The 13298-nt window shown below is 49.5% G+C and carries 9 protein-coding genes; all 9 read right to left on the reverse strand.

The features are described from left to right. Positions 1-61: 61 nt before the first annotated feature. The 9 genes from ACFQ1C_RS07205 to ACFQ1C_RS07245 all read right to left on the reverse strand — a co-directional run bounded on the left by ACFQ1C_RS07205 (position 62) and on the right by ACFQ1C_RS07245 (position 13233). A complete protein-coding gene (locus ACFQ1C_RS07205; RefSeq protein WP_379557929.1) occupies positions 62-1054 on the reverse strand; it encodes a restriction endonuclease subunit S in 993 nt (330 codons plus the stop codon). Next, on the reverse strand, positions 1051-2646 hold the full coding sequence (locus ACFQ1C_RS07210) for a class I SAM-dependent DNA methyltransferase (RefSeq protein WP_379557930.1): 1596 nt from the start codon (positions 2644-2646) through the stop codon (positions 1051-1053). Before ACFQ1C_RS07210 ends, ACFQ1C_RS07205 begins: the two co-directional genes overlap by 4 nt. Before the next feature lie 52 nt (positions 2647-2698). Then, entirely contained in the window at positions 2699-6202 is a 3504-nt protein-coding gene (hsdR, locus tag ACFQ1C_RS07215; RefSeq protein WP_379557931.1) for a type I restriction-modification system endonuclease, read from the reverse strand. Positions 6203-7536: 1334 nt separating this feature from the next. Then, entirely contained in the window at positions 7537-8637 is a 1101-nt protein-coding gene (locus ACFQ1C_RS07220) for a Fic family protein (RefSeq protein ID WP_379557932.1), read from the reverse strand. Positions 8638-9014: 377 nt separating this feature from the next. Then, a complete protein-coding gene (locus tag ACFQ1C_RS07225) occupies positions 9015-9242 on the reverse strand; it encodes a DUF4113 domain-containing protein (protein ID WP_379557933.1) in 228 nt (75 codons plus the stop codon). Positions 9243-9348: 106 nt separating this feature from the next. Then, a complete protein-coding gene (locus ACFQ1C_RS07230) occupies positions 9349-10125 on the reverse strand; it encodes a hypothetical protein (protein WP_379557934.1) in 777 nt (258 codons plus the stop codon). A 95-nt stretch (positions 10126-10220) separates the two neighbouring features. Beyond that, positions 10221-11576, reverse strand: coding sequence for a nucleotide-binding domain-containing protein (locus tag ACFQ1C_RS07235; protein ID WP_379557935.1), 1356 nt, complete (start codon positions 11574-11576; stop codon positions 10221-10223). 3 nt (positions 11577-11579) lie between these two features. Further along, on the reverse strand, positions 11580-12125 hold the full coding sequence (locus ACFQ1C_RS07240; protein ID WP_379557936.1) for a Pycsar system effector family protein: 546 nt from the start codon (positions 12123-12125) through the stop codon (positions 11580-11582). A gap of 160 nt (positions 12126-12285) precedes the next feature. Then, on the reverse strand, positions 12286-13233 hold the full coding sequence (locus ACFQ1C_RS07245; RefSeq protein WP_379557937.1) for a hypothetical protein: 948 nt from the start codon (positions 13231-13233) through the stop codon (positions 12286-12288). Between the last annotated feature and the right edge of the window lie 65 nt (positions 13234-13298).

Genomic DNA, 13298 nt, shown 5'->3' on the forward strand with positions numbered 1-13298 from the left:
AAACGAGTCTGAACGATTGTTTTGGAAAAACTCTAAAACCGTGGCCACTTTTACTTGACCACTACATATACGACATAAGGCTGTAATGAAGATAGTCTCCAACGATGCTCTCGTTAGGAGCACACTTCATGATTAAATCTGGATAAACGTAGCGATTTGATGGCCCCTTATAAACCGCACTTACCCCTACATACTCGAGCGTATTGGCACGCTGAATAAGCACATCACCGTGTTTTACCCAAAGATAAGAGTCGTCAGTTATATCTATATCGACATACTTAAATTTGTCTTCCTGGAAATAGCCTGGAGTTATCGCAGACAAAGTTAAGTTCTTGTAAGGTGTTTCATAGTCGACACCTTTCGGTGAATTGCCATTTCTTGGTTTAGCTTGAACAACATCGAGAAGCGTTTTGTTTTCCCATCCTTCAAGATGCGCGGCTCCCCGCCACTCTTCCGTCAGTTTGCCGCTGACGGCGGCGGCGAGGACCGACTGGCGGAAGCGTTTGAGGATGGCCGGCAGGGCGTCGAGGCGTCCCTTGAGGGTGTCCACCTGCGCCAGCAGAGTATCCAACCGGGCGGCGATCTCCTGCTGTTCGGATAGCGGGGGGAGTAATATCGGTGCTTTAGAGAACTTCCCCTTATTTATAATGGCCACAGTTGTAGCTGAAGCTTCCTGCTCCAGCCACCAGCGGATTGAGCTTAAGTAATGGTATAGATATTTATAGTTAACACCTTCCAGTGGAATGACAGAATTTATCTGCTGATTAGTAGATGACGGCCGAGTTGTAATGCCCACTTTTCCTAGGTTACCAATGCAAGTAACCATGATTGCTTTTTCCGGAAGCTTGGGTATCAGATTAAACCCGGTTTCAGATAAAGTATCAGCTGTCTTTATTATGTAATTACCGTGATCTAAGTCACCTGGCTTTACGAATGGTATATCACCACCAAAATTGCCCGGCTCTTTTGTACTAGGGGTTTTCCCAGTGATGACGTCGCCAAGCTCTCCTAGCTGTGCGGATACCCAGCCATGTAATAATTGCTCTTTGCTCACAACTCACTCCCCAATCCCAACACTTCAGCCAGTAGTTGCTTTTGAGTATCGGCTTGGTCCCCGGCACCCAGCGCCTGCATCAATTGATCCAGCTCGCGCAGGGCTTCGGTCAGCTCGCCCATGGCTTCGGCGGCCAGTACGTCCGGCTCGGGCAGGCTGGCTGCATCGACGCTGTCGTTGTCTTTCAGCCAGCTGATATCCAGCGAGTCACCCTTGGTATCAAAAATCCAGTCGCGACTGAAACAGCGCCAGCGGCTGGTTTGCAGGTCGTCCTGCACGCCCTGGTTTTCTGCCGACTCGGCCACGTCGATCTTTTCGGCGCCAAAGCTCCATTCGCCTTCGCTGCGTTCACTGGTACCGTTGGGCTGCTCGCCATAAACGGTTTCGAACGGTTGCAGGTACTTGTCGCTAAAGGGGGTGCGCTTGCCGAAGCTCGGCATATTGGTGCGCAAGTCATAGACCCACACCTGTTTAGTGCAATTTTCCTGCTGGCGCGGATCGGTGGCGCTGCCTTTGGTGAAGAACAATACGTTGGTCTTGACCCCCTGGGCATAGAAGATGCCGGTGGGCAGACGCAATATGGTGTGCAGGTTGCACTTGTGCATGAGATCACGGCGGATCTCGGTGCCGGCGCCAGCTTCGAACAATACGTTGTCGGGCAGTACCACGGCGGCACGGCCACCGGGCTTGAGGCCACGGTAGATATGCTGCAGGAAAGCCAGTTGCTTGTTGCTGGTGGGGTAAGTGAGATCGTCGCGACTGATGCTGGCCTCACCGCCCTTGGCGGTACCGAACGGTGGGTTGGCGAGGATGAGATCGGCCTTAGGTAAGTTCACGCCCACTTGGCCCAGGCTGTTGCCCAGATGGACCACGCCCTCGTCGTCCCCTTCCATGCCGTGCAGCAGGCAGTTCATCAGCGCCAATCTGCGGGTGCCGGGCACCAGCTCGACACCGACAAAGGCCTTGTTGCGCTGAAAAATCTCGGCGTTGGCATCCAGATCGTAATGATCGTCGGTTTGATCCTTGATGTAACGGTCGGCAGCAATCAGAAAGCCGGCAGTACCGGCGGCGGGATCCTGGATCACCTCGCCGGGCTGGGGCCGGATGCAACGCACCATGCTGTCGATCAGCGCCCGGGGGGTAAAGTACTGGCCTGCGCCGGACTTGGTTTCGCCGGCGTTCTTTTCCAGCAGGCCTTCATAGAGGTCCCCCAGGCCGTCGGCTCGGGCGCTGAACCAGTCGATGGCGTCCAGAGCTTTGATCATCTGCTCCAGGTGGCGCGGCTCGCGCAGCCGGGTCTGGGCATCGGTGTAAATGGCGGCAATCAGGCTGTCTTGGCTCTTGGACAAGTCCAGCAGGATTTGCTTGTAGTCGTTGAGTAACACCAGGCCGCTCTGGCTGGTGAGATCCGGCCAGCGGCAGCCTTCTGGCAGCGCGTGTTTGCCCAGCAAACCGGCCTCGGTGTTTTCGTGCTCCATCTTGATAAACAGCAGCAGCACCAGCTCGGTCACATAGTCGCTGTAATTAATGCCGTCGTCGCGCAATACATCACACAGGTTCCATAGCTTCTGGACGATTTGGTTATTGGTCATCTAATTCTCGATTATTGGGTTATCTGATTATGTTGCTTGCTGCCGGCCGCCATCAGGCCACCTGCCACAGTTGTTCGGCCAGCTCGGTCAGTACCGTATTCAGCTGGTGGTCCAGCCGTTTGTCGAGCCCTTTGGCGCCGCCGTCCCGGGCGAAGGCCTGATTGATAAACTGCTCGTCGATCACCACCTCGTGGGTCAGCTGCTTGGCCAGCCGGTCCAGCCATTTGCGTTGTGCCGGCGTCCAGTCGTGCTGGCGGTAAATATGATCCATGGCCCGGCTGACTCGCTCGCTAAAGGGCACCAGCTGTTCGTGCATCGCCGCCCGGCGAATATGGCCGATAATACTGGCGGCAATCTCCTGATTGCTCTTGTTGCTCCAGGCGCTGTTGAGGCTGGCCTCGTTGTAGCCGTGGGCATCGAGCAGCAGCCGTACTTCCTTCAGCTGCTCCCGGGTCAGGTCTTTGGGCCGGTTGACCACTACCCCGATCGCGGCCGACTGGTTGAGCTGCTGGCGAATAAAATCGTCGAAGCTTTCCAGGTAATCGGCCGGTTTTTCATGTATGCCATAGCTTTGAGTGCGGGCCTTGAACTCGTCTTCGCCGCTATAGATAAACGGCATTCTCTCCGAGCCGAGTAGCACCTTGACCTCGGCCAGGGCGCCCAGCAGGCCGGCATGACGCTTGATAAAGCCGGCGGCACCGCTGGGGCCCAGCTGATGCAAATGCTGGTGCAGTTTATCAGGTTCGGTACCCCATTGGTCGCCAAGCTCATCCAGTTTCTGTTTAAGCGCCGGGTTGGTATCGGCCTTGCTGGTGGCCTTGCGGGTAATGCGCATCACCTTCTGGCACAGGGCGTTGAGCAGGTCATCCGCGTGGGACTGGCCGTCCAGGGTGCCGGGGGCACTCAGCGCCTGCTCCATCACGGTGTCGTCGGTCAGTTCACCCACTAACTGATCTAGGCTGATGTTGGGGTCTTTCACCAGCGGCTTCATGGTGTTGACCTCTTGCAGGGCGGCGTAGATATCCACCGGATCGTAGATCTTGAATACCGTCTTGCCGATGTCATCGCAACGGCGAGTCGCCCGGCCAATCATTTGCTCAAACAAGATACGGCTCTTCACCCGACGCAAAAATACGATGTGGCAGATGGGCGGCACATCGATGCCGGTGGTGAGCAGATCGACGGTAATGGCGATATTGGGATAACGCTCGTTTTTGTACTGGCGAATAAGGGTGCTGATCTTGTCGCTCTGGCCGGTGATCTTGCGCACCGCCGCCTCGTTGTATTCGTCTTCATACTGCTCTTTGAAGGCTTCGTCGAGCAACCGTTTAACCATGTCGGCATGCAGGTCGGTGGCGCAGAAGATCATGGTCTTTTCATCACCCAGCGGATCCAGCTCTTTGGCCAGTTGCTGGCAGATCACCCGGTTGAAGCCTTCGGTGATCACCCGCCGGTTGAAGGCGTCCACCTCGAAGTACTGTTCGTCTTCCAGCTCGGCCAGCTCTACCTCGCCGGTGTGGGTGTTGATGGCTTCAACCTGGTCACCTTTTTCGAAGCGAATGCCTTCCTGCGTTAACAGGGTTTCGTATCGAATGGGCGGCTCGTGGTCGATCAGCCAGTCGTCGGCCACCGCTTCCCGATAGGAATAGGTGTACACAGGGCGACCGAAGATTTCGGAGGTGTGTTTGGCCGGGGTAGCGGTCAGGCCGATGCGCACCGCATCGAAGTAGTCGAGCACCCGCCGGTAGCTGGACAGATACTGGCCGGCATCCCGAGTAGCCAGTTCGCCTTCGCTCATTTCCTGATCCAGGGTGTAGCCCCGGTGGGCTTCGTCGATGATGATGCAGTCGAAGGCATCGATGGCTGGCGGGGTGTCAGACTGGAACAGGCGCTTGACCATGGCCTGTACCGTAGCTACCTGAATGCGGGTTTCGGCCTCGGCGGCCATGTCACCCAGCTCGGCGACGTTGTAGATCTTGCGCAGGGTGTAATTCTGCTCCAGCGGCATGTCGTCGAAGGCATGTTGGGCTTGTTCCCCCAAGGCGGTACGGTCCACCAGAAACAGGATGCGCTTGAAGCGCTCGACCTTGAGGAAGCGATACATCAGGCCGATGATGGTGCGGGTTTTACCGGTGCCGGTGGCCATGGCCAGCAGACAGTGACGCTGCCCCCCGGCCAGAGCCTGTTCGACTGCGGTGATGGCCTTGTGCTGGTAATCGCGCAGCTTGAGGTAGCCGAAGGGTTCTTGTTCCAGCTTGTGCTCTGCCGCACTTTTATTGCGAGTGAGCAGATCTGCTAACCCGTGGGGGCTATGAAACTGTTGCAGCGGGCGGGCCAGACTGTCGGGCGCACGCAGATCGCGAAACCAGGTGCCGGACTTCTCGGCCAGTTGTTTGACGAAGGGCCGGCCATTGCAGGAATACACAAAGGGCACCCGGAAAGTCTGATCGTTACCGTCGTCCCAGGGTTGGGGTAATGCCGCCAGCTCCCAGGGGGCCTGCCAGTCCGGCTCCATCTGCAGGCCGCGAGCATACCGCTCGGCCTGCTGAACTTTGCCGGCCACATCCAGGTTCTTACGCTTGGCCTCGACCACCGCAATCGGGGTCAGCCCGGCGAACAGCACATAATCGGCCGCCTGCTTGCCCAGGGTCGGCCATTCGGCAATGGCCAGGTTTTTACCCTTCTCCGGGCGAATACCGTTGGCGTAGGTGAGCTGCTGGGTGTCGGCTTCCCAACCGGCTTCGAGCAACTGCATATCGATCAGAACCCGGGTTTCTTCCTCGTTCAACTGCAACTGCTTGCTGGCCTGCTGAGTGCGGCGTGAAACTTCGGTTCGTACTTTGTTCTGTTCGGCTTGTTCTGCCTGCTGCTGCAGTTCGGCCTTGAGCCGCGCCTCGAAGGCGGCCTGCTGGTGCGCCAGCTCCTGCTCGTGCTGCCGGGCCAGTTCGGCCATGGCTCTGGCCTCTTCATCCATCAGGTTGGCTAGCTCGGCGTATTCTGCGGTTTCCCGGGCCATCAACTTCGTCAGTTGCTGCTGTTTTTCGGCCTCTTGCTGGTGGCTTTCCAACTGTTCGCTGGCGCCTTCAAGCTGGACATGCAGCTGGGCTATCTGGGTTCTGAGCTGGCGCAGTTCGGCGCTGGGGTCGGTTGGTGGCACAAAGGCCCCCGGGCTGAAACTGTCGCCCTCGGCACCGAAGGCACGATGAAACCAGACCGCCAGCTCCCGCGCCAGTTTGAGGGCGTCCATCGCTTCTTTATGGCGGGTATGAAACTCGTGGGTGGCACGGTTGCCCTCGATGCGCAGCACATGAAACATCTGCCGAACAGACGGGTCCAGCCCCAGCTCCCGAGTGAGCCGATACAGCAGATCGGATTGAGTGGTTCTTTCTTCCAGCTCCAGACCAATGCGGGCGGCGATATGCTGAGCCAGCGCCTCGCCAAGCTGGCGCAGTTTAATCAGCGTGGTGTTGGGGTCACCGGCAAAGGCCTGCTCGGCGGCCTGGGCCAGCTGCAAAAACAGGGGATCGTGTTCACCGAGAAAGCTGAAGTTGGTCATAGAAAGCTCGCAGAAGGTCCATGCATGGCAAGCCAGCCAAGCTAAGGTGACGTATGAGTACTGATGACTATATCAATATATTTAGAAAAATGGGGATGGTGAGACGCAATTTAGCGTGATTAGACAGGGAAGCTCGAATATTAAAACTGCTGTCCGGAGGGGATATTAGAAGGACATCTGCTTTTAACGGCTGTGTTTTATGAAGGGTAATGATCCTACCAGGATACAAAGGGTCAGAGCAGAGCTTGCCCGAATGTCAGTCTCTCACTCGTTATAACCCTGTATCAACGCGCACCATCATTTCAGCTTACGAGCGAATACAGGCATGAAGACATAAGGCAGATACCATCATGCAATTACATGCATAATCGACCGGGTTTAATCCCTATATGCACAGTCATCCCCTCTCTGTGCATATACTAATTGCATAATAACCCCCATGTGTTCAAACCATATGCATAATGCCCCGTTCTGGGTTATGCCCCTTCATGCATTATAAATGCACGAAGCCCCCTACCGGTTCAAACCATATGCATACTGCCCCGCTCTGGGATTTGGCCCAATATGCATAGCTGCATGGCACGCCCACAGCTCGACTACCCATTAGGCGCGAAGACTGGGCCAGCGCATAACAGACGAGGGAACGATGAAGAGATACATCATTGAATATGGCGGCAGAGAGCGGTTACCTGATGAACTGGACCGTAAGGCCGCCGAGCTGGGGATCAGCCCAGAACAACTGCTCAGGAGATTTATAACGGAGGGGATGCGAACCGATAGCACTGGGCCGGTAATACCAGGAACCAGCCGGGATGATTTTTTCGTGAAAAATGGCGTACTGAAGCCAAAGGAATAGAGTAATCCTCAGCAAAGCAGCTCGGCTACCGAGCTCTGAAAAGTGCACTGAGTGTACTCACAGGTACACTCAGTGCATTTTTCGGTATCTGCTCGAAAGGTGATTGAGGAGCCGGATTTCACAAAGTACGCTGAGAGTACCTACAGGTACTCTCAGTGTACTTTTCGCGATCTGTCCTCAACGGAACGAGACAATGCGAAGATATGATTTTTGGGACCTAGCCACAGCCCCATGTAATCCATATGGAGCAACACGCGTAGACCAATGCTTCTGCATCTTTCCAGGTAGATCACTATTTTCCACGTAGACCACTACCGACTGAGGCTCTCATTGTTTGCTCTCGACATCTGATGCTTGGTGTTCGCTACCGACGGAGGTACTCCCTGTTTAGCTCCGATGTACGTTCTGCGGGGAAATGGTGAAACAGGTCAGCAGCAGTAAAACTGGCTCACTACCGTTCATTAATCATGAACATTGGTTAACCTGGCAAGAAATATCGGGTACTGCGCCCGCCCGCGTCAGATTTTACCAGGCAGCCCACGGCTACCAGTGCACTCAAGTGGCGCGTTGCCGTGGGCTTACTCACCTTGGCTACCTTGTGATACTGAGTGGTATTAATGCCCTGTGCAAAATCACCATCCAGCATTCGGTTCAGTACTTTAACTTGCTCGCTCGATAGTTGAGTTTGATCGACTCGGCGCCAAAAGTTGGTTTTAAACAGGGTTTGGTCGATTTCTTTTAGCACCCCAGCAAAGGTTTCATCCAGCGTAGTTAAAAACCACACCAGCCATTCTGTAATGTCTAAATCGCCCTTTTGGCTTTGCTCCAGGATCTCATAGTAGCTATTACGCTTGGCCAGGATGCCAACCGACATGGCATAAAACCGTACCGACTGTTGCTCTGCCTGGGCCAGCGCAAGATCGGTTAGCAAACGGGTAATGCGGCCATTGCCATCCTCCAAAGGGTGCAGCGTAACAAACCATAAATGCGCGATGCCCGCTCGTAACAAAGGATCGAGTAACCCATCTGCTTTAGAATCATTAAACCAGGTCACAAAGCGGTTCAGCTCTTCATCAAGCAGTTCTCTGCCTGGCGCAACAAAGTGCACCTTGGGTTTGTCGATGCGCCCCGACACCACTTGCATAGGCGCAGCTCCCCTTAGTTGTCCGCCGACAACGGGATTGAACTGGGTATCACCTTCAGGGAACAAGCGGCTATGCCAGTGCAAGATACGCGCTAGGGTCAGCGGCGTATCCAGGTTCTCCACCGCGTCCAACATGTTTTCGGCGAGGCCGTCAGTTTGATCCGTTGTAGGAAAGGGATTTGTCTCGGTGAGGCCTAATTTATTCGCCAGTGAAGACCGCACTGAGAAGGCATTCAGCTTTTCACCTTCTATCGCACTGGAATGCACTATGTTGGCCAGCAGCGTATCGAGCATGTTTTGCTTTTGATCTGCCGATTGGCTGGTTACCTTACCCAGTAACACCCCTTGGTTAAGGCGAGTCTGCCGCAACCGGGGATCTATTATGCTTTTATCCCAGGTAAATTTGGGCCAATCGTCTTGCTGCCAGATCCACATAACACGCCTCATGATGCGAAAACCACCCTTAATCAGATCACATTATGATTCGAATGTGCATTTTAATCAAATCATAGTGTGATTAGAAACTGGAAGTTGAAAGCTCAAGCGGCCTGACTCACACACCATGTATTGGTTTAATGCTTAAATCATGAACCCAAGCCATGTCTGTTTCGCGGAAAAATGCCAGAAGTCTCAACGTCGAGAGCAGACATTAAGCATTGCACCCAACCAGTTACCGTCGAGACCCGACCATAGAAATTTATATCGACTCTATTTCAACGTGACTGTCGGTAACGAACTTTATAACCGCACCATTGCATGTTTCACCAGCGTATCTCAATCAAAGACAGCACCCTACCAGGATGAAAGAGGAGCTAGGTCACTTTGGGTGAGTCGCTGATGCGAATCGTGTTGGCAGGAGATAAACAGGTACGTTTCATTTGCCAGGGTTGCCGGATCTCTTCGGCAGCCAGAAAGATCCGCCCCTTGCACTTCGAACTGACTGGATTGGTAGGTGGGTTACTCGTTATAACAGGGTTGAAAAACGCCGAATCGCTTAGGAGTCTGCTATGCCTGCAGAAAATAGCGGCCTCACCGCCCACCCCATTCTCAACCGAGCAATTTACTTACTAAAGGCAGCTTCGGGCTTGTTCAACACCCGGATGAAGTGTCGGCTGCGCGACACTTATCCTTATTTGTTAAGTGCCTTTACAAGATGTGTGACTGTGCCTTTTCATATACTATTTTAAAAGCATCATGAACTTGCTTCAAATTACTAAGTTCTACCTTGGGTACTTTAATTTGGGAACGATTGAGCAATTGCCCACCAATACGCTTGGTGCGAGCCTCATGTATGTCACTTTCCACTTTAAAAAGATAACAAATTAGAAAGCCACTAATCATGAAGTAATAAACCATACCATCTTCTGCGGTGTTGCCATGCTCAGCACCAAAATGTAACAGCACACTCCTAATTACATCATCATCCACCCCACTTTGTGTATCGACTACTCGGAGCACTGAAATGCGAATAAAATGGTCTAGTTTTAACGATGCACTGAGTTTAATTGACTTATTTCGAAGACATGAAGCTAGAATTTTTTCGAATTTATCCTGTAAATCCACACTGGAAAATTCTTCTAATGAGGAAAGTGATGCTCGCCACAATATACTAACAAGGAATAGGTAATATTCCGTATATTTGAAACCATTAAATTCAATGTAATTTCTTGTTTTCTTGACACATCTACTGCTTTTAAATAGTCGAGTCCCATATTTTTCATAATTGTCACTTAAGAATTGCTCGCAGCTTCGACACAATAATTTTTCTTTGGGATCTGAGTTCTCTTTCTTAGGTGTCGTAGTAGCATCACAAGTAACTGATATCAATTGACCATTACCATTCTTAAGTCCTTTAAAATAGGATCTTGGGATAATGTGAGATTTTTGTAGAGCATCATCACCCCCACATAGTTTACAACTCATGCTATTTGAGCCTCCCTGTACTTAACGCCGCGCTCTGCGGAAATTTACTCGCTAGCGCTCCTAAATTTTCCGTAGCTGCGCCTTGTTATAATATCCTACCTGATCATTACACCAATCCAGTCTCGAAATAACAAAGCTCCACTAGCTTCGTAAACTTCACATTTCATGGTATGTAAACCTCGATATAAGGTTGCCTCATTCAGCTCTACTTTAGTGAATGGAGCTATTGATTTGTTATATTGGCTAATACGCTTCTTATTGATATATTTAACTTGACCTTCTTGCTCTATATCTCTTTCATTCTCAGGTGTTGCTCTACCATGATTAGTTTTCTTGAAAACTACTTTAAGTGGAAAATTGAGCCTATTTGCTGTCCTAGCTTCAACTTCAAATACTAGCGAGACATTTGCTCCTAAAAACCTAGAAGCTGAGATATATTCACTTCTTTCCTCATTAATTGAAGTGAAACACCTATATTCTAATTGTGAGTGGTCTTTTACAGTGCCTCCAGTAATCTTTTCTCGAAAGCTTCGAGGGAGGGCGATAAATTCAAGACTTTTAGAATATGATAGCTGCCTCATACCATAGTTTATGGGGCTTCCTTCGTTGTCGGTAAGATTGGGGGTTACTATCGGAAGGCTCTCTGGCACACCACCTTTATCTCGAGTCTTAATATCTGAGTATTTCTCTGGCCAATCAACAAAGTCCAACAACCCTTGCCCAAGCATTGTTTGATTCTTACTCGCCAACCCTTGTAGTTTAGAAGCCATATCAACTGGTAAGCCAGTTGCAGAGACCTCTCCTACATTTTGATAACCGAAACTTCCCCAGAGAACTTCATGATCATCTCCAAAGTCACAGCCCACCCTAAAACCAAAGTCTTTAGCATCAAGGCCTTGCCGTTCCATCCAAGGTTTAATACTTTCTTCTAAAATCGCCCTTAAGGTTATAGAGCAATTGATTGCGTCTGACACAGCGTCTTCTTTAGTAGTTGAATTTCCACCAAAAAATGCCATCACTGCATCACCCATTAATCTATGAACATGGCCATCAAGGGATCGAATGATTTCAACACATGTTTGAATAACTGCGTTTTTAAACTTAAAAACAAAGTCTAAAGGGTAGAGAATTGAAAGTCTTGTTGAGCCCTTAATGTCGACAAAGAGAGTACACGTATAGTGATTCTGTGTCGTACCTGTACCTTCAAGAGCGATGAAATCAGGATGAGTTCCAATAGGAGAATCATTAACTCCATGTTTACCAAAATTAGGGCGAATTTGTGTTTGGAGAAGAAACTCTTCTTGAGGGCCAGCTGGCAATGATTGCAAAGACTCCATTACGGGATGAGAATCCATTGCTTCCATAGAGGCTGATTTTGCTAGGGCCACAGAAGTAGACTGGCCATTTACAGAATCGAAAAAGTCTTCAAACATTCGTTCAAAGTTAGCCATTTATTATTTGACCCTCTCAAATATCAACAGTAATAATGAAATTGCCAAAAAAGGAATAACCCCATAAATAATTATTATCACAGATATTTTTAACACTCGAAATTTTTCATTAATTATTTCAGCAAGAATAAATGTCTGCTTCGACAAATCTTCGAGTAGGTTTTCTGGGGTAGCTTTCCCTACCTTTTCCTTATAGCCATCAACCCCACTTTCACAGCTGGCAACATCTCCAAAGAAAATTAAAGACTTATCACCATCGTGAGTTTTAGTGTTTGGAAAAATAGCTCTTAACAGATTTATAGCAGCTGAAAGAGAACAAACTATCGTTAAAGAGGAAGACAACAACACTGCATAATATAGATAATTACACCCTGATTGTGCTGGATTAATAGACATAACACGAATTGTGAGCCCTAATACAATCGCGCCAACAAATGACATCATTAGCCCAACTTTAAAGTTTGTTGTTGCAACGTAATGATCGTATCTTTTAATGATATCGAATAAGAATGCAGTCTTATTTTTCAGATTTTCATTTCCCTCGTTCAAAACTCTCTCCTATATTTCGAGTAACTAGGGGATATAATGCTGCGTTAAGTAGTGAGCCACGCCACCCCCCTACCTTAACCATTGTGTCGTAAACACTAAAGTCGATTCAAACCAAAAATGCCAAGCGTTGCGAATCTGCCTTAAACGCTTGGTAATAAGCCTATTCCCAATAGTCATTTTTGCACCAAACACAATGCCCATCCTTAACATTAATTTTTGTATCCCTACACTCAACACACTGAGCATCCAACACATTTAAAGTATTTTCGCAAATAAAGCAGGTATACGAAGTTTTGCTGAGTTCAGATTGTACAAGAGTATCAATTAAGTGAGTTCGCCAACGCCCGTGATCATAGAACTCAATATTTTCAAAGTGCTCTTCACAAAAATTACATTCCATTGCTTTGGACTTTTTGTTAAATCCAAAAAATTTATTGACTGAGCTTGGATTCAAAGCTTTTACTGCTATTGATATTTCTTCGTGAACCTCAAAGTACCTATAACCTTCTTTTTCACGCTCCGTCATAAAATCAATACGATTGCTTGGAGAGTTTAAGTGGTAGATAAAACGAGACTTTATCCACTGGTGCGAACCCAAAAAGTGACCATGAGCAGTTAAAATAGCTTCAGCCAAATGAGTAGGCTCGATAAAGTCTTTTGAACTGACTGAATGCATGATTTTATTACGTATATTTCGCATTTCGTTAAACCATACCTTGAATGGCTCGTCTAGTCTGTTCTCTGAAAATGTATTATGTATTTTTACTAAATCTTGAGCATCTATCGTACGAAACTCTGAAAAATTAACATCTGATTTAGCAGCGTTTTTCGGCCAATTCCGTGCATCATTTGAAATTAATATATAAGGTGAGACTTCTGCAATATTTCCTTTTAGGTAAAACTCGACTGCTTGCTGAACAAGCGTAAACGACGACATGAGCTTAGGTTTGGCATGCAAAAAGAAGACTTCTTCAAACTCCTCTTCACAACCTACAGAAATGTACTCACTGTAATCCTTTAGCAAGGTAATAAAATTGTCCCATGCGGAATTCAACAACGAATCACCCATGTTGAAAAAATCATCTTTACATGGAATATCTAGAACCATTTTAACTACCTTCTTGATGGAACAATATACTAGTAGACTTATAACGCCTAAATCAGGTGCGCCAA

The organism is Oceanisphaera ostreae (genome assembly GCF_042676125.1).
GTDB classification, from domain to species: Bacteria; Pseudomonadota; Gammaproteobacteria; order Enterobacterales; family Aeromonadaceae; genus Oceanimonas; species Oceanimonas ostreae.

Coding starts and splice junctions, on each gene's coding strand:
- ACFQ1C_RS07210 (WP_379557930.1), bottom strand. CDS start 2,646: ATGACCAATAACCAAATCGTCCAGAAGCTATGGAACCTGTGTGATGTA.
- hsdR (WP_379557931.1), bottom strand. CDS start 6,202: ATGACCAACTTCAGCTTTCTCGGTGAACACGATCCCCTGTTTTTGCAG.
- ACFQ1C_RS07220 (WP_379557932.1), bottom strand. CDS start 8,637: ATGTGGATCTGGCAGCAAGACGATTGGCCCAAATTTACCTGGGATAAA.
- ACFQ1C_RS07230 (WP_379557934.1), bottom strand. CDS start 10,125: ATGAGTTGTAAACTATGTGGGGGTGATGATGCTCTACAAAAATCTCAC.
- ACFQ1C_RS07235 (WP_379557935.1), bottom strand. CDS start 11,576: ATGGCTAACTTTGAACGAATGTTTGAAGACTTTTTCGATTCTGTAAAT.
- ACFQ1C_RS07245 (WP_379557937.1), bottom strand. CDS start 13,233: ATGGTTCTAGATATTCCATGTAAAGATGATTTTTTCAACATGGGTGAT.